14 protein-coding genes are annotated in these 17,766 nt (G+C 62.6%); 7 read left to right on the top strand and 7 right to left on the bottom strand.

From position 1 onward, the window contains the following. Positions 1 to 24 precede the first annotated feature (24 nt). Positions 25 to 333, top strand: coding sequence for a hypothetical protein (locus ASU23_RS28970; RefSeq protein ID WP_253741529.1), 309 nt, complete (start codon positions 25 to 27; stop codon positions 331 to 333). Between the two features lie 52 nt (positions 334 to 385). Here the strand turns inward: ASU23_RS28970 and ASU23_RS28965 are convergent, their stop codons facing one another. Next, a complete protein-coding gene (locus ASU23_RS28965; protein ID WP_058039224.1) occupies positions 386 to 1,330 on the bottom strand; it encodes an alpha/beta fold hydrolase in 945 nt (314 codons plus the stop codon). Positions 1,331 to 1,448: 118 nt separating this feature from the next. On the opposite strand from ASU23_RS28965, the gene ASU23_RS28960 reads away from it, so the two are divergent. After that, the gene (locus ASU23_RS28960; RefSeq protein ID WP_007734129.1) at positions 1,449 to 2,048 is read left to right on the top strand and encodes a TetR/AcrR family transcriptional regulator; all 600 of its coding nucleotides are present in this window, start codon (positions 1,449 to 1,451) and stop codon (positions 2,046 to 2,048) included. A gap of 10 nt (positions 2,049 to 2,058) precedes the next feature. Here the strand turns inward: ASU23_RS28960 and ASU23_RS28955 are convergent, their stop codons facing one another. The 4 genes from ASU23_RS28955 to ASU23_RS28940 all read right to left on the bottom strand — a co-directional run bounded on the left by ASU23_RS28955 (position 2,059) and on the right by ASU23_RS28940 (position 5,674). After that, on the bottom strand, positions 2,059 to 3,141 hold the full coding sequence (locus ASU23_RS28955; RefSeq protein ID WP_058039310.1) for an ABC transporter substrate-binding protein: 1,083 nt from the start codon (positions 3,139 to 3,141) through the stop codon (positions 2,059 to 2,061). Between the two features lie 78 nt (positions 3,142 to 3,219). Beyond that, on the bottom strand, positions 3,220 to 4,017 hold the full coding sequence (locus ASU23_RS28950) for an ABC transporter permease (RefSeq protein WP_003945590.1): 798 nt from the start codon (positions 4,015 to 4,017) through the stop codon (positions 3,220 to 3,222). After that, a complete protein-coding gene (locus tag ASU23_RS28945; RefSeq protein ID WP_003945560.1) occupies positions 4,014 to 4,844 on the bottom strand; it encodes an ABC transporter permease in 831 nt (276 codons plus the stop codon). Before ASU23_RS28945 ends, ASU23_RS28950 begins: the two co-directional genes overlap by 4 nt. Continuing rightward, complete coding sequence (locus tag ASU23_RS28940) at positions 4,841 to 5,674, bottom strand: ABC transporter ATP-binding protein (protein WP_003945415.1); 834 nt, start codon at positions 5,672 to 5,674, stop codon at positions 4,841 to 4,843. The genes ASU23_RS28945 and ASU23_RS28940 overlap by 4 nt, the downstream gene beginning before the upstream one ends. 97 nt (positions 5,675 to 5,771) lie before the next feature. Between ASU23_RS28940 and recC the strand changes: the two genes are divergently transcribed. Genes recC through recD form a run of 3 tightly spaced genes read left to right on the top strand, consistent with a single transcriptional unit; the run spans position 5,772 to position 14,239 of the window. Next, positions 5,772 to 9,053, top strand: a complete 3,282-nt coding sequence (gene recC, locus ASU23_RS28935) for an exodeoxyribonuclease V subunit gamma (RefSeq protein WP_058039223.1) — start codon at positions 5,772 to 5,774, stop codon at positions 9,051 to 9,053. 3 nt (positions 9,054 to 9,056) lie between these two features. After that, a complete protein-coding gene (locus tag ASU23_RS28930; RefSeq protein ID WP_058039222.1) occupies positions 9,057 to 12,374 on the top strand; it encodes a UvrD-helicase domain-containing protein in 3,318 nt (1,105 codons plus the stop codon). After that, positions 12,371 to 14,239 carry an exodeoxyribonuclease V subunit alpha gene (recD, locus tag ASU23_RS28925; RefSeq protein ID WP_058039221.1) on the top strand — a complete coding sequence of 623 codons (1,869 nt, stop codon included), beginning with the start codon at positions 12,371 to 12,373 and terminating at the stop codon, positions 14,237 to 14,239. The genes ASU23_RS28930 and recD overlap by 4 nt, the downstream gene beginning before the upstream one ends. A gap of 26 nt (positions 14,240 to 14,265) precedes the next feature. On the opposite strand, the gene ASU23_RS28920 is transcribed toward recD, so the two are convergent. Together ASU23_RS28920 and ASU23_RS28915 are read right to left on the bottom strand one after the other, a co-directional pair. Beyond that, positions 14,266 to 14,634: a cupin domain-containing protein gene (locus ASU23_RS28920; protein WP_058039220.1), complete on the bottom strand. Its 369-nt coding sequence runs from the start codon at positions 14,632 to 14,634 to the stop codon at positions 14,266 to 14,268. Between the two features lie 250 nt (positions 14,635 to 14,884). Then, positions 14,885 to 15,448, bottom strand: a complete 564-nt coding sequence (locus ASU23_RS28915; protein ID WP_007734140.1) for a TetR/AcrR family transcriptional regulator — start codon at positions 15,446 to 15,448, stop codon at positions 14,885 to 14,887. 98 nt (positions 15,449 to 15,546) lie between these two features. Between ASU23_RS28915 and ASU23_RS28910 the strand changes: the two genes are divergently transcribed. Further along, positions 15,547 to 16,773, top strand: coding sequence for an amidohydrolase family protein (locus ASU23_RS28910; protein WP_225989611.1), 1,227 nt, complete (start codon positions 15,547 to 15,549; stop codon positions 16,771 to 16,773). Next, positions 16,770 to 17,642: an alpha/beta hydrolase gene (locus ASU23_RS28905; protein WP_003945529.1), complete on the top strand. Its 873-nt coding sequence runs from the start codon at positions 16,770 to 16,772 to the stop codon at positions 17,640 to 17,642. Before ASU23_RS28910 ends, ASU23_RS28905 begins: the two co-directional genes overlap by 4 nt. The last annotated feature ends 124 nt before the right edge of the window (positions 17,643 to 17,766 follow it).

Genomic DNA, 17,766 nt, shown 5'->3' with positions numbered 1-17,766 from the left:
TTGAGAGGCGGTTACGCTCGTGCCATGCTGCAAGTCGCGACGAGGCGCCGGAGCCAGCCGCCGCCTGCGCGCTTCATGTTCGAGGCATTGATCGATCCGTACCGCCAGCCCGCCCGGCACTGGCTGGAACTTCTCGAGAGCGAGATCGCACCGGAGATCGTCAGGGCTGAAGAACCGGAGCTGGTGATCTGGTCGTCGATCTGGCCGGACCGACCCGACGCCGTCATCCGATTCGACATCGAGGCGGTCGGAAACAGCACGATGCTGCGTTGGACGATCCGATACCGCCCGAGGCAGAGGTTGTCAGAATGCGAAAGCGGCTCAACACCTTGATCAATGCGAATCTCAGGTTCAACTTCGGCCAATAAGTCGGATCACTGCCGCATTACTTGGTGTCGACTCGGCCGATCGGGTCGGCGTTGTCGCTGAATGCGGCCCGGGCCGCTGGCCAGCTGGTCTCATCGATGCGCAACGTGGTCCGAAGGTAGGCAGTACTCATCCGTTGGATGGCGGCGACCCGCTCTGGGTTCTCGTCAGTGGTCTCGGCGACTTCGTATCCGACGATTCCGCCGAGTGCGTGCTCGGCACCGTAGAAGGTCAGGAGGTCGGTGGCTCCGGGGCTGTGCGTGTAGGCGTCGGTGAACCAGTCAGGTCCGCGGCTGGACATCTTGGACTGGTCGTGGTCGCCCGCGACGACGAGTGTCGGCGTCGTCAGTTCCTGGAACGAGGGGCGCATGAACGGGAAGTTCGCCTGCGCGAACGGATGTAGGTTCTCGCCGCCGAGACCGGTTGCTGCGAAAAGGATTCCCGCGGTGACGCGGCTGTCGGACATGTCCTGGCCGACCTGGCCGGACTCGTCGAAGATCCTTGCTCCGAGGAGTGACTGAGCGGTTTGCCCGCCCCAGGAGTGACCAGTGACGGCAACTCGACTGCGGTCGATGCGGCCGGCAAGCCCGGGCACGGCAAATTCGATGGTGTCGAGCTGATCAAGGATGCGTGTGAGATCCGCGATCCTCTCAGTCCAGATCGTCGGGAAAACCGGGTGGTCGAACCCGAAACCGTTCCGGCGCGAGTCCAGATGTGTCGGCTGGATCACCACGAATCCGTGGGATGCCCAGAATGCCGTGAGTGGCGAGTATCCATCGAGGTTCCAGCCGTTGCCGTGGGAGAACACCACAACGGGGAGGTTCGTGCCTGCTGCCGGAGCAGACACACGTACTTCCAGCGGGACAAGTCGATCGGGGGCGAACAACTCGACGGGGGCAACGGAGACGACCGGGGTGCCGGCGCCGATGATGCCGTTCAGAGTGTCGATCATTGATGAGGTCATGGCAAGTTCCTTGCTGAGGCTGCACCCTGCGATACTGTTTATCGGAGCGTCGCTCCGCAACATTACGGAGCGTTGCTCCGTAATGCAAACATATGTTGTGAGTCAGCGAGGAGTGCACATGGCTGATGCCCAGGACGAGCAGTCGCGCGTCGCGTCTCCCAAGCAAGTCGGTCGCCCACGTCGAAGCGAGCAGGCGCTGCTCGACGCGGCGGCAGCAGTGTTCGTGGAGTCCGGAGTCGACGCTCCGGTGCGGGAGATTGCGGCGAAGGCCGGCGTCGGCATGGGGACGATCTACCGCCACTTCCCGACGCGTCCCGAGTTGGTGGTAGCCGTATACCGACACCAAGTCGAGGCGTGTGCGGACGCGGGCCCACAGATGCTCGCGGAGAGTGCAACGCCCGAGGCGGCTTTGCGGGCATGGGTGGCTTTGTTCGTGGAGTTCCTGGTAACCAAGCATGGGCTCGCCGGTGCACTGCAAGGAGACAGCGCCGGGTCCGACGCTCTGCATATCTACTTCGTCGACCGCCTCGTTCCGGTATGTGACTCCCTCCTCGCGGCAGCGCTCGAGTCCGTTGGCACTGCTTCGCGGGTCGATGCGTACAACGTGCTCAAAGGCATCGGGAACCTTTGTATCGGTGCTGGGTCCGATGACCGGTACAAGGCCGAGGTCCTTGTACAGCTATTCATCTCGGGCGTACTCGCGCGGGAGGTTCGCTGACGCTCGGCAGTCAGATCAGCTCCGGATTCTCGGCGTACACCTCTTCGAGGATCGACATGTCGAACAGTTGCTCCGCCGTAATCTCCAGCCCCGCTTTCGACAGTGCCGCGATGTTCTGTTCGATCAGTTGGGGTGTCATCGTGAACAACCCGTTGGCTTTGGTATCTGCCGACACCACCAGATCATTCTGTGCGGTGGCTTCCTTGATCTGCTCTTCGAGTTCGAGGTTCTGGTCCTTGCCGTAGACCTCGACGGCAAGCCGTGCCGACTCTGCCGGATCGGCGACCGCATCCTTCCATCCTTGGATCTCGGCCTTCAGGAATGCCTTGAGTTTGTCCCTCTCGTTGTCGATGGTGGACTGGAGAACCGTGAACGATTCGGCGACCAACGGCAGGTTGTAGTCCGCGAAGAGGAAGTGGGCGTTGGGGAAACCTTTGGCGGCCAGTGTGATCGGCTCGTTGGTCACGTAGGAGACCCAGCCGTCCACCTCGCCGTTCGCCAAGGGGCTCGGATCGAACTGCGCGGGCACGATCGTCATCTGGCTTTCGGTCAGGCCGTTTGCTGCCAGGAGAGCTCCGAAGACGAGCTGATTGGAATCCTGGACACCGATCTTCTTGCCGATCATGTCCTGTGGTGAGTTGATCGGTGCCGCAGCGGAACTGACAATCGCAAACGGGTTCTTCTGGAATGTCGCACCGACGATCTTTGCCTCCAGCCCGTCGAGTACGGCGGGGGCTGTGAGCTGCGGTGCGGACATTCCGATCCACACCTTGCCGGTGTCCAAACCGGCTTCGACGCCGGTGCCGGCTGCGCCGCCTGCCACCAGGTCGACATTTCCGAAGCCGGCATTCTTGTAGTACCCCTTGTCGAGAGCGAAGTACTCACCGGCGAACTCGATGTTCTTGATCCAGGACAACTGCACTGCAACTGTTCCGAATTCGGAACCGTCGTCCGTGGTTCCGCCACTCGAACTGCTGGAGTCACTGCTACACGCGAGCAATGACGCACTACCGGCGACTGCGATGCCGGTCAGCGCGGAGTAGCGGAAGAAGGCCCTGCGGTCCAGCTGGCGGACGGGCTTGAATGGCGTCATGAATCGGAACACTAGGGCCAGTCGGTTTCGTTCAGTTTGCTTGGGAGAGAGAGTTTGTTGAGGTCGTGTTAACAGATGTCACGACTTGCCCGCCGAAGGACCGAAACGAGACAGAGCGATGCTTTCGAAGATCCCGACCACGGCGTAGAGGACGATCGACACCACGGTGATCACCACGATAGATGCCCACAATTCGTTGTACTGGTAGCGCGGAATGGCTTTGATCATGCTCGAACCCAAGCCTTGACCGCTACCGAGCCATTCGCCGATCAGTGCTCCGATCAAAGCGCCGGGCACTGACACCCTAGCGGCGGCGAACACCGCCGGAAGTGCGGACGGTACGGACACCATTCGCAATGCGGTCCAACGACTCCCGCCGTACGCAGCGATGAGGTCTTGTGCCTGAGCTGGAGCGGCGCGCAGACCGACCATGATCATGACCAGGGCCGGAAAGAACACCACTATCGCAACCATGACCGTCACACCCACGATTCCGCGGCCGAATATCAGGACGATGATCGGGGTCATCGCAACGAGAGGAACAGATCGTAGAAGCATTGCAACGGGCATGAAAGTCTGTTCGACAGTGCGGGAAACGACGAAGATCGATGCCACCACGAGCGCGGCAGTCATTCCGACGGCAAAGCCGACACCGGCGTCGCGCAGAGTGATGAACAGGTTGTCGATGATGCCCGAACGAGCGTCGGCGGATTTTGGGCCGGAGAACAGGTACTCCCAGACGTCGGCCGGCGTCTTTCCCACACGCGGGCCGACCTGGGGGAAGGCGTTGAGGAAGACCACCCAGATGACAAGCAACAGCGCCGAGGCGATGGCAATCGGGGCGAGGAATCTCAATGTTCCTCGTACCGCGGTCATTTCTGTGCTCCCGGAGCGCTCGTCCACGGGGTGACGAGCCGGGCGATCGCTGCGACGACGGCGTACCCCAGACCGGCGAGCAAGGCGGCGGCGATAGCCATTCCCCACGTTCGCGGGACGTTGTACGACGTCTGAGCGGCTGTGAGTGCGACGCCGATCCCGCTGTCCACCCCGCCGAGATACTCACCGAGAATTGCACCCAGTACGGCCGAAGGTGCAGCAATCTTGAGGGCAGCAAAGGTGCTCGGAAGTGCGCTCACAAGTTGAACTTTGGTGAACTTCTGCCAACGCCCACCGCCGTAGGCGGCGACGAGATCGAGGCTCGTCTTGTCGGCCGATCTCAGGCCGGCGAGTGTGCCGACCATCGTGGTGAAGAAGCAGTACATTGCGGCGAGAAAGATTGTGGGGGTCCGGCCGCCGAAGACGACCAGGATGATTGGGCCAAGCGCCAACAGCGGTGTGCAGTAGCTCAGGATCGCCAGTTGTGTGGCCAATCCCTCGATGGGCGGAATGAGAACGACAAGCACGGCAAGCGTTATCGCCAGCAGGTTTCCCCAGAGAAAGCCCTGCAGCGCACCGGAAGCCGTGACGGTGAAATTGGGTCCGTACAGCGACCAACCGTCGTCGAACATCGTCGAGACAACTACCCACGGCGTCGGAATCGTGCCTCCCGCAACACCGGCCGCCGCCAGAATCCACCAGAGAGCGATCAGTCCGCAGATGCCGACTGCACCGCCGAACCACGTTGGACGCTTCAATCGGATCCGGCGCGGCACAGATGGCTGCGCCGCCGCGGTCGCGACGTTCTCGATATCGGTAATTGTCATGCGACGCCTGCTTTTCCGAAGAGCAGTCCGGAGAGGTAGTCGTGGATCTCGTGGAACTCGGGTGTACGCATCATCTCGGGTGTACGCGGGCGCGGCAGGTCGATCGGCACGACTTCGAGGACGCGTCCGGGCCGCGGCGTCATGACGGCAACGACGTCGGAGAGGAACACGGCTTCGGCGATTCCGTGAGTCACCATCAACGTGGTCGCCGGTTTCTCGGTCCAGATCCTGAGCAATTCGATGTTGAGCCGTTGACGGGTCATGTCGTCCAGCGCGCCGAAGGGTTCGTCGAGTAGGAGGACACTCGGCTTGACCACGAGCGATCGTGCGATCGACACACGCTGACGCATACCGCCGGACAATTGGGCGGGCTTGGCCTTCTCGAATCCTTCGAGGCCGACGAGCGCGATCAGGTCGGCTATCAGGTCGGGGTCGGGATCGATGCCGGCAACCTGAAGGGGCAGTTTGATGTTGGAGGCCACTGTTCGCCACGGCAGCAAAGCCGAATCCTGGAAGGCGATTCCGAGTTCGCGGCGCTTGCGTAACTCGGCGGGCGACTGCCCGTTGACAAGGGCCGTTCCCGACGTCGGACTATCGAGGCCCGCAAGGATGCGGAGAACGGTGGACTTCCCGCATCCGGACGGCCCGAGCAGAGACAGGAAAGAGCCTTCGCTGGTTTGAAGGGACACGTCGGTCAGCGCGGTCACCGACCGACGACCCATCTCGAAGGTCTTGCCGAGGCCGGAGATGTCGAGACCGGTTCCAGCGGGGCGAGGTGTGGTGACGGGACTGGTCATTCCCGCACAGTACGAACGTCCGGTTGCGGTCATGTTGCCTGCGCGTCACCGCTGCGTGAGGCTGGTTCGGCGTCTCCTGTCACAGCGCCGTGGTGAGATGGACGTCTGGACGGAGTGAGGGGAGCGAAGATTGCTGAAGTTGTACCGGGCCGAGCGTTCGGACACCTTGGTCTCGGCGTTGGCCACGCTCCTCCGTACCCCGCTGTCGGATCCATTCGCCCGGGAAACTGTTGCGGTGCCGGCCAAGGGCGTCGAGCGTTGGCTCAATCAGCGGCTGTCCTCCCAGCTAGGCACGTCCGGACCGTCAGCAGTGGACGGAATTTCTGCGAACATCGCGTTTCCTTCACCCGCGCGCCTGGTCGCGGAGTCCGTGGCCGCGGTCAGTGGAATCACGGCTGACGACGACCCATGGTCGCCGACGCGATTGGTGTGGACGGTTCTCGATGTGATCGACAAGTCCCTCGGCGAGCCCTGGTGCGGAGTCCTGGCGAAACATCTCGAAGGCCATCGTGAAGGTCGACGGTTTGCCTCCGCCACACATGTCACCGAACTCTTCCGCAGTTATGCCGCGCAACGCCCGCAGATGCTGATCGACTGGGCCGCCGGGCGGTTGACCGACGGACACGGATTGGCGCTGTCGGAGGATTTCGAATGGCAGGCACGTCTGTGGTGCATCGTCGCGGACAAGATCGACGTTCCGGGGCCCGCAGAGCGACTGGGGCAAGTGAGCCGCGCGCTGGTCGAGGACCCGGCCTTGGTCGACCTACCGGAACGTCTGTCGGTCTTCGGGCCGACCCGGCTGCCGGTCGATCAGCGAATGATCTTGAGCGCACTCAGTGCGAATCGGGACGTGCACATCTGGCTCCCGCATCCCAGCCCCGCGCTGTGGACCAAGATGAGCTCGCGCATGCAGCCTCGAAGTGAGAGCACGATCCGACGTTCGGAAGACGGGTCAGCGCTGATATCCGCCAATCCGTTGCTGTCGAGTCTTGCTCGCGACGTTCGTGAACTTCAGATCAGCCTCGGTGCCGCCGAGTTCGAGTCGGTGCATCTTCCCGAACCAGCCGGCCCGAAATCCCTCCTGGCGACGGTCAAAGCCGACGTCATCGCAGATCGTGCTCCCAGCGTTGCAGCGGAACCGGATGGGACAGTTCAGGTCCACGCTTGCCACGGGCCGGCACGGCAGGTCGAGGTGCTCCGCGAATGTCTGCTCCGATTGTTCGAGGACGACCCGACATTGCAGCCGCGCGACGTACTCGTGATGTGCCCGGACGTCGAAACGTACGCACCTTTGGTTCGTGCTGCATTCGGGCAAGGCGTCCATGGCCACCCCGGGCATCTCCTTCGAGTAAGGCTGGCAGACCGCGGATTACGTCAGACCAATCCTGTCCTGGCCGTTCTCGGCTCTCTCCTCGAATTGGCCGACGGCCGGGCCACAGCCAGTGAGGTTCTCGACCTGGCCGCGACCGAGCCTGTCCGCACACGTTTTTCGTGGGGCGACGACGAGTTGGAAAGACTGCGGGAATGGACGACGGAAGCGGGTGCTCGCTGGGGAATCGGTAGTCGGCAGCGTGCCACGTTCGGCCTCGATGCATTTCCGCAGAACACCTTCAACACCGCCATGGACCGAATCTTGTTGGGGGTCAGCGCGGACGAATCGGAAAATGCCTGGCTGGATCTCGCGCTACCACTCGATGACGTGGACGGCACAGACATCGACCTGACTGGACGTTTCGCAGAGTTCGTCGATCGCCTGGCCGTCTCGCTTCGCGATCTTGCCGGCCCACATTCACCGGCCGAATGGCTTCGTGTGCTGATGCGGGCCCTGGATCTGCTGACCGACACAGCGCCCGCAGATTCCTGGCAGAGCGCGGGGGCCCACCGCGAACTGGTAGCTGCTGTGGAATTCGGCGGAGAGACGGTGTTACGTCTGGCCGATGTTCGCGCGATGCTCTCGCGCAGCCTCGCGGGCAGACCGACGCGTGCCAACTTCCGAACCGGCGAACTGACGGTGTGCACGATGGTTCCGATGCGTTCGGTACCGCATCGCGTGGTCGTGCTGATCGGACTCGACGACGAGGTGTTCCCTCGAACCGGTGGAGTCGACGGCGACGACATCTTGTCACGTGATCCCGTTGTGGGGGAGCGCGATCTGCGCAGTGAAGACCGGCAACTGCTTCTCGATGCCGTGATGTCTGCGGGCGAACATCTGATTCTGTTGTATACCGGTGCCGATCCGGTCACCGGTGTCGTCAGACCACCGGCGATCCCCCTCAGTGGCCTTCTCGACGTACTCAGTGCGACGGTGGGTCCGGACGCTGTGAACGGGGTGCTGACACGGCATCCGTTGCAATCGTTCGACAATCGAAACTTCGCGCCGAACAAGCCGTTCAGCTTCGACACGGCAGCGCTGGCCGGTGCGAGGGCTGCCTCCGGAACACCGGTCGAATTGCCGACAGTCTTGTCGGGCGAGCTACCCGAGGTGCATCCGAAGGAAGTGAACCTCGCCGACTTGGTGAACTTCCTGGTACATCCCGCGCGTGGTTTTCTGCGCCAACGCCTCGGCGTCCGGGTACCGGAACTCGACGACGACATCGCGGATTCGCTGGCAACCGAGCTCGATCCACTGTCCACCTGGGCTCTGGGTGACCGAATGCTTCTCTCGCGCTTGGCTGGACGCAGCTCGGCGGATTTTCGTGCAGCCGAGTGGCGCCGCGGCACTCTGCCGCCCTACAACCTGGGCGCCACGGTTCTGGGCAACGTCGAATGGGTGGTCGATCAGATTGCCGGACTTGCCTTGCCGCACTTCGACGGAGACTCCGAAGCTGTCGACGTCGACATAGACCTCGGTAACGGGCGTCGTCTCACCGGAACGGTAACCGGTGTGCACGGCGATTCAGTGGTGCGAGCGTCGTATTCCTCACTGGCGCCTAAACATCGGATGACGGCCTGGATCAACCTCCTCGCCTTGAAAGCACACGGACGACCCGGTCCGCTCGATGCAGTCTCGATCGGACGGGGTCGGGGAAAGACAGCAGCGGCACGATCAGTGCTCGATGCGCCGGGCAATGCGGTCGAGATCCTGCAGCAACTGGTGGACCTACGCGAGCGGGGGCTGCAGCGTCCGTTGCCGATGTGGGCCGCTACTTCAGCCGAATATGCGCGCCGACGCTTTGGTGGCGAGTCGGTCGACGATGCGACAAACGGTGCGGACACCCAGTGGACCGGGCAGTACGGCGAGATGATCGATCCAAGCAACACTTACGTTTTCGGAGAGGCTCGAACACTGGCGGAGTTGGCTGCGGATCCGCCGTCGGACGACGAATTCGTCTGGGCCGAGGAACCGACTCGATTCGGAGTTCTCGCCCGACGACTGTGGGATCCGTTGCTGACCAACGAAAGAGCGGAGTAACCCGTGGACTTCGATCTATTGGGGCCACTACCGACCGGCACTACGGTGTTGGAAGCGAGCGCCGGAACTGGCAAGACCTACGCGATCGTCGGACTCGCGACCCGTTGTGTTGCCGAAGGTCTCGCCGACATATCGCAAGTTCTGCTGGTGACATTCAGTAGGGCCGCCACTCAGGAACTTCGTGAGCGTGCCAGGGAGAGGTTCGCGGGAGTGTCCGCCGCTCTGGTCGACCCGGAGGCGGCGAGGCGGTCGGATGATGATCTGGTGGCGTACCTCGCCACAGCTGACGACGAGGAGATCGGCGTGCGGCGTCGTCGACTCCTGCGCGCTCTCGCGGAGTTCGACGCCGGCACCATCACGACCACCCACAGTTTCTGTCAGAGGATGCTCGACGGGCTGGGCATCGCCGGGGAACGTGAACCGGACACAACTTTTGTGGAGTCGGTCGACGACCTGATCAGTGAGGTCGTCTCGGATTTGTACCTCAGCCGCTACAGCCGGACGGACTCGTCTCCACCGTTCTCCACGAAGGACGCGCTGGCCATCGCCCGAAGCGCAGTCGGCGATGGTCAGGCAATTCTCGAACCCGACGGCGAGGAGGAGACCGCACCCGGTCAGCGCGTCCTCTTCGCGGCCGCTGCTCGCGTCGAGGTCGAACGACGTAAGCGGACCAAAGGAATTCGCGACTTCAACGATCTGCTGACGCTGTTGCACGGTGTATTGACGGATCCGGAATACGGTCCCGTCGCGTGTCGTCGGGTGCGCGAAAAGTTCAAGGTTGTGTTGATCGACGAGTTCCAGGACACCGATCCGTTGCAGTGGGACATTCTGCGGTTGGCCTTCCACGGACACACCACCCTGGTCCTGGTCGGTGATCCCAAACAAGCCATCTATGCGTTCCGCGGGGCAGAAGTCCTGAGTTATCTCGATGCGGTCGATCAGGCGGATGCGCACCAGGAGTTGACCACCAATTGGCGTAGCGACCCAGGGTTGTTGGCGGCACTCGAACACCTCTACGGTGGTGCCGCACTCGGCAACGAAGGCATCGTCGCGCATCCAGTGGAGGCTTCGCACAAGAAGTCTCGGTTGTTCGGCCCGGTGCCGATGCGTGTACGCCATCTGCCCCGTACCGGAGCCGGACCGCTCAATCGTTCGGGACTTCCGGCCGTAGGCAGACTTCGCAGTCGCGTCGCGGACGACGTCGCAGCAGACGTGGTCGCGCTCCTGGGCGGCGATGCCCGCTTGGCAGTCGACGGTGATCCACGCCCGGTCGAACCAGGAGACGTCGCGGTGTTGGTGCGCACCCACAAGCACGTGGCGATGATCCGCGATGCTCTCGATGCCGTCGGTGTACCTTCCGTATTGACCGGAGGGTCCAGTGTTTTCGCGACACCCAGTGCGACCCAGTGGCTGTGGCTGTTGCAGGCGATCGAGCAGCCCCATCGCTCCGATCGTGTCCGGTTGACGGCCCTCTCGCCGATTTTCGGGCGCACCTCCGAAGAACTGGACAAGGATGGCGACAACGTCGTTGCAGAACTTGCAGGTCAACTGCGCTCCTATTCCGGGCTGTTCGCACGCGTCGGGTTTGCGGCTGTGTTCGAAAGAATCTCTGCCGAAACAAATCTGGAGAAGCGTGTACTCGCGGCCCCGTCCGGCGAACGAGATTTCACCGATCTGCGGCACGTCGCACAACTCCTCGGTCGCGTCGCGACCGAGGAAGCGTTCGGGTTGAGCGCACTGGTTCGCTGGCTTTCCGATCGGATCAAGGACCCGACGTCCGGGAGCGCCACCGATCGAAGCCGCCGCCTCGACAGTGACGCTGCCGCAGTGCAAATCGCTACGGTGCATGCCACCAAAGGGCTCGAGTTCCCGATCGTCTACGTCCCGTTCAGTTGGGAGAGCGTTGGCGGCTTCAACTCGCCGACGCAGCTGTTGCACGACCCGGAGGGACGCCGCATCCTCGACGTCGGCGGGCAGGAAGGCCCGGGGTACAACGCCAGAAAGACTGTTGCGGAGGCCGAAGAAGCGGGCGAAGAACTGCGGCTGCTGTACGTGGCGCTGACCCGGGCGCAGTGCCAACTCGTGCTCTGGTGGGCACCCAGCTACGGGACCTCCCGCTCGCCGCTGCACCGGTTGATGCTCGGACGTACACCCGGCATCGCCGAACCTGCTCGGGTAGTGAAGGTGCTCGACGACGGTACAACCGCAGCACGGCTCGCAACCTGGCCGGCAGCAGCTTCCGACGTGATCTCGGTGGAACCTGTTGGTCCCCATCCGCCCTCGCCCGTCCACTGGTCCAGAGCGGCTGCGGACGTGACCGAACTGGCCGCGGCGCGTTTCGATCGAGACCTGGACACTCTGTGGCGTCGTACGTCGTACTCGGCACTCACCGCCGGAGCGCACCACGCGGTCACGACCACGGGCAGTGAGGTCGAGGATCCCGAAAAAGACGACGAGCCAGAGGATTCCGTAGACCTCGAGAGCATTACCCCCTCGCCCCTGGAGGCGTTCCCTTCACCCATGAACGGACTTCCCGCGGGCGCCGCATTCGGCACGCTGGTGCATGAGGTGCTCGAGGTGGTGGACACGGCTGTGGCAGATCTGAGAGCGGAACTCGGGATGCGTTGCGCCGAGGCGGTCTCGGTACGGGCGGCCGAGGTCGACTCCGAAGCACTCGCGGATGCGCTGTATCTGGTGATGCAGACTCCCTTGGGATTCGGAACCTTGGCCACGATCGCGCCGAAAGATCGTCTTCCCGAACTCGATTTCGAACTCCCACTGGCCGGTGGCGACGATCCGGTGTCGATGAGTGTCACACTCCGCGGAGTATCGGAACTGTTGAGGCGCCACCTTTCCTCCGACGACATTCTGGCGTCGTACGCCGACTATCTGGACCGTGTCGAGACGTCACCGATGCGCGGATTCCTGACGGGCAGTATCGACGCAGTCTTGCGGATCCCGGGCCCGTCGTTCGTGATCGTCGATTACAAGACCAACCGGATCGGTCGCGGCGATCTGACGGCTGCCAACTACACGCGTGAACTCATGGCGACGGAGATGATGCGCTCGCACTATCCGCTGCAGGCACTGCTGTATTCGGTTGCACTGCATCGGTATCTGCGGTGGCGCCTGCCCGACTACGATCCGCACCGTCATCTCGGGGGCGCGCAGTATCAATTCGTGCGTGGGATGCTCGGCCCGGACAGCCCGCCGGAATGCGGTGTCTTCGAATGGAAACCGCCTGCTCAGCTGACGGTTGAACTATCGGATCTGCTGGCCGGTCTTGATGCGTCCCACACAGTAGGGGAGAAGATTCGATGACCGAGGCGCAATTGGCGCAGCGCGCCAAAGGGATCGTGCGAATCTTCAACGAAGCCGGGGTTCTGGTTGCCGCCGATGTTCATGTCGCGACGAGAGTGTGCAGCCTGGGCGGTGAAACTTCCGAAGAAGTGATGCTGGCCGCGGCGTTGGCAGTTCGGGCCGTGCGATCAGGTTCGGTGTGCCTCGATCTACGACGGATGCGTGATGTGAGCGTCGACAATGCGACGGAGGAGGAACTTACGTCGTTGCCGTGGCCCGAACCGTCGGAGATCGTTGCCGCCCTTCGGCTGAGCCCTCTGGTGATCGGCGGAAACGCCGGACCTCTCAGACCGCTCCGGTTGGTCGACACGGACGACGGTGAACTCCTCTACCTCGATCGATATTTTCTGCAGGAGCAGACGATTCGGCGAGTGCTCGACGAGCGGGCGTCCACGTGGCCGCCCGCCGACCTGAAAGCGGTCCGAACGCGGCTGGATTCGCTGTTCGTCGACGAGAACGGGCCGACCATCGCGCCGGATCGTCAACGGATAGCAGCTGCTCTCGCCGCGACACAGTGGACCACCGTCATCGCCGGTGGGCCCGGAACCGGCAAAACCCATACGGTCGCACGTATTCTCGCTCTCCTGTCGGAGGAATTGGGTTCGAATGCTCGCATCGGTCTGGCCGCACCGACGGGTAAAGCCGCAGCACGGCTGCAGGAGTCCGTACGTGAGCAGACCGCGAGCCTTGGCCTTCCCGAAGAACTCGCGGCCATGACCCTGCACCGCCTACTCGGTTGGCAGCGGGGGAGTTCGAGTCGTTTCAAATACAATGCGACCAACAGACTTCCCTACGATGTGGTCGTCGTCGACGAGACGTCGATGGTCTCCCTCACGTTGATGGCGCGCCTGCTCGAAGCCGTTCGCCCCGATGCCCGGCTACTGCTCGTCGGCGATCCCGATCAGTTGACCTCAGTCGACGCGGGCGCTGTTCTTGCTGATCTTGTCGCCCGCCCGGTAAAGGTCAGTGGAAATCCGACGCTGACACAGTTGGTGGGTGACGATCTCACGGCCACTGGTTCCGAAGAGGCATTGAGTGCGGATGAACAGGATCGTCTGCGGGGCGGGATCATTCAACTCTCACGCGGGCGCCGCTTCGACGGAACCATCGCGTCGTTGGCCAGGGCAGTTCGAGCGGGAGATTCCGCTGAGGTTCTGCGTATCCTGCGCAGCGGTGATCCAGCCGTCTCCTTCCATTCGCCCGAGGATGTTGACGCATTGCGCGCCGACATCGTTGCGAGTTCAGAGGTGGTGACGGCGTCGGCCGAGGTGGGTGATGCGATCGGCGCGCTGAAAGGCTTGGAATCGCACCGCCTTCTGTGCGCCCACCGTGACGGACCGTACGGTGTCGGGAGGTGGGCGCAGCAGGCGATGGAGTGGGTCGGCACGGCAACAGGGCAGTTTCTTGACCCGACGCGGTGGTATCCGGGCCAACCCCTGTTGGTGACGGCCAACGACTACGAGGCGAAGATCTACAACGGGGATGCCGGGGTGATCGTGCAGCGTGAGGATGGCGTGCCTATTGCCGCATTCCAGCGGGGCAGTGATGCGTTTCTGATTCACCCGAGCCAACTCTCGTCGGTGCAGACGGTTTACGCGATGACGATTCACCGGAGCCAGGGCAGCCAGTACGACACCGTATCGGTGATGTTGCCGGCCGAGGCGTCGTCACTGCTGACTCGGGAGTTGTTGTACACGGCGATCACTCGCGCCAGAAACCATGTGAGAGTAATCGGCACCGAGGATTCCGTGAGGGCGGGAGTGCAGCGACAGGTACTCAGGGCAAGTGGGCTGCGTCGTGAGATCCGTCCGTACGACGGGCCGTGAAAGTCGGATGTTGCGGATTCTCTCGGTCATACGTTGTATACGACGAACACCTTGCGTACGGTCTCGGTGACCGTCCACGTACCCTTCCATCCGATTGGGAAGATTGCACTCGTACCGGCAACGAGATGTACGGGATCGCCGTCGTCCTCCTCCACGGTCATGGCGCCGGAGACGATGGTGATGATCTCGCCGCGGGTGAGGAACTCCCACCGCGACTTTCCCGGTTCGCTCTCCCAGACTCCGGATTGAATGCGGCCGTCGTCACTGGTGAACTCGACATCTGCACGAGTGATGATGTCTCCGCCGAGTGGCTCTGCACTGGGTTGGCCGAGCAGTGCTTGCTGGAAGATCCCACTTGCGCTGTTCAACTCTGCGGCACGGAAGGCAATGGTCACAATTCAATCCTGACTTTCGAAACTCATATGAATCATCGGACTTGTCGATGATGTCGTGTGTCTGCTGAGCCGGGATACATTCACTTGTCGCATCTTTCGGCGTTTCGCTCGTACAGATGTCGAAAGGGTGATCGACCATCATTCAACCGGGGCTCAGGGAACCGTCTCACGCCGAAACATGCCCGAGCCCAGGGAAAACGCCCCCGCGCCGGTGATCTCGAACGGGGGTGATCGGTTGTGTATGAGGGGTTTACGTGGTGGACGCTGTCAACGAGGTGATGAAGCGCTCGGCTGCCGCGTCGACCTCGGCGTCGGGGGTGAGCAACCTCTGTAGCAACAGTCCTCGCAGACATGCGGTTGCGATGATGCTCTGCTGCTTTGCGTCCACCATTGTGAACCCTTCGCGGAGGGCCGCCGCTTCGAGGAGGTGCGCCAAATCGTCGAGGTCGGCGGCGAAATCTTGAAATGCTTTGTGCTCGTAAACCGCAAGTCCGGCCAGGTGAAAAAAGGTGCGGCTTCGATCTTCGTGCTCGGCGTTCGAGTAGAAGGTCCAGATCGCCCTGCACAGGGCCGCGAACCCGAGATCCTTGCCCATCGCGGCGATGACGAGGTTGTCACGGCGGCGAGCTTCCGACAGCACGGCGCTGAGGAGTCCCGGTCGTGATCCGAAGTGATAGGTCAGCAGCGTGTGGTGCACTCCGAGTCGCTCCGCTACTTGGCGCATCGACAGCTTCGGGCTTGGGCCGGTTTCACCGAACTCGTCGAACAGTGCCTGCAACAGTCGCTCTCGACCCTCCCCAACCGGCGATCTCACGCTACCTCCATTGACGGGTTCACCACTGTTGAGTACGGTACCGCATATCGAATTCACCAGTGTTTAGGAGAGTGGTTTCCAATGCTCGGGAGGTCCCTTTGACTGACGTATGGTTTGCCGGCGGCATGGTCGCGGATGGATCGGGCACCGACCCGGTCGAAGTCGACGTGTGCGTGAGTGGCGGCATTGTCACCGCGATCGGACAGGCGCCGTCGGGTTCGACGACAGTTGACTTGGACGGCATGCTTCTGACTCCGGGGCTGATCGATGCTCATGTGCACCTGGGTATTTCGAGTCCGATCCGAAGGCAATTCGGGTTTGAGCTCTCGGCAGCCGAACTGGCTGCGGGCATCTTCGCCACCGCGGGCGATGCCCTCGACGCGGGCTTCACCACGGTGCGAGACGTCGGTGGCATCGACGGCGGAGTCGTCGACGTTATTGCGAGCGGCAAGGTGCGTGGTCCGCGTGTCCTCTCGTGCGGTCCTGTGCAGTGCCAGACCGGTGGACACGGCTACTACGGGGCCGCATGGGAGCCGACCGAGCTGTGGAACATGCACCACATTCCCGGGCTCTGCGCCTTGTCCTTGATGTCGGGTAATGCCGACGAGCTACGACGCAACGTGCGCGAATCGTTCCGCCGAGGCGCAACATTTCTGAAACTGTGCGTCACCGGCGGTGTCGTCGGAGGCCATGACAGCCTCACCGACACACAGTTCACCGTCGAGGAAATCTCCGTGGCAGTGGAAGAAGCAGCGTCGCGCGGCACCTACGTCACGGTCCACGCGCACAACAATGCGGGCATTCGCAACGCGGTGCGGGCCGGCGTCCGGTGCGTGGAACACGGCACCGACATCGATGCGGAGACGGCCCAGCTGATGCGGGAACATGACGTGGCACTTGTCCCCACCTTCGCCGTGGTCGAGCAGTTGGCGGACACCGAAAGCATGGACCTGGACCCGGCAATACGAGAGCGTGCAGCCGGAGTGCGTCAACGCATGGCCAGAGCGCTCGAGGCCTCTCGCGCAGCAGGCCTGAGGATCGGCCTGGGCTCGGACCTCATCGGGCCGCACCAAAAGCGCCGAGGTGAGGAGTTGCACTTGCGCGCGGAGTTGGAGTCGCCGATGCATGCACTCGTTTCGGCCACCAGCGTCAATGCCGACATTCTCGGTATCGGGGAAAGCGTCGGGACGATCCGCGTCGGTATGCAGGCGGACATGGTTGCCTGGCAGCAAGACCCACTCCGAGACGCAAAGGTGTTCGCCGATCCGGACATGGCTGTTCTCGTCGTGAAGTCCGGAAATATCGTCAAGGGAGACGTTCGATGAGCGCAATGCTGCACGGATGCTTTGCAGACACGGAGTACTTCGAAATCACGGCGAAGTCGGGACACAGCTACGGCGTCTGGGTGACCACACCCCCCGGCTACGCGGACTCCATGGATCCCTTACCGCTGATCTACGTGATGGACGGCAACTGGGCTGTAGGTCTTACCGCCCCGCTCATCGTCACGCAGGCAGACCCGTACCTGACGGTCGCCCCGTACATCCAGGTCAGCGTCGGATATGCCGGTGAGGAAGCTGCCAACTGGGCACGGCTCCGCAACCGCGATCTCGTGCCGCCTGGGGAACCGGTAGGCGAAGAAATGATGGCTACTCTCGCCGCTGCTCGCGACTCGGGTGCAATGACCCAGGAGTACGTGGACGCCTACCTCGAGGAGCTGGCAGACACCCACGGGGACGTCTTCCTCGACTTCCTGACCAACGAACTCCACCCTCGCCTGTACTCGTCGGAGCTACGTGTCAGCGAGTCCGGGCACGGACTCTTCGGGTACTCGTACGGAGGCCTTTTCGCCCTCTACGCATGGCTGCGCGACGCGCCCCCATTCGCGACCTTCGGTGCGGGTAGTCCCGGAGTTGTGAACGCCGACAGCCAGATCCACACACTGGTCGAGGCACTGCCCGAGCGTGGCGTGGGCTCAGTCGTGCCGCAATTGCACGTCACGCTGAACGAAGCCGAACTGACAGGGCCCATTCCGATCTATCGCGGACTGGCACGTAACGTTCTTGCTGTCGTGGAGCAGTTGCACGGCAATGGGTGGTCGCAGGATGTTTCGACCGCGTTGTTGCACGAGACGCACGTCACCGGGCTGCAGGCATCGTTCCTGAGCTACTTGAAAAAATGCCATGCACGGTAGCTGTTCGTCCCGGCGACGATGTGCACGCTGACACGTTCGACGGGCGATTTTCCGTAGACGCCGTTGAAGGAGAAGTCGGCTGTGGGTGTCCACCACGTGGTGGACACCCACAGCCGTGTCTATT

This window comes from Rhodococcus sp. KB6, from assembly GCF_001445685.1.
GTDB lineage: Bacteria > Actinomycetota > Actinomycetes > Mycobacteriales > Mycobacteriaceae > Rhodococcus_F > Rhodococcus_F qingshengii.
This window is presented reverse-complemented; position numbering and strand designations above follow the sequence as displayed.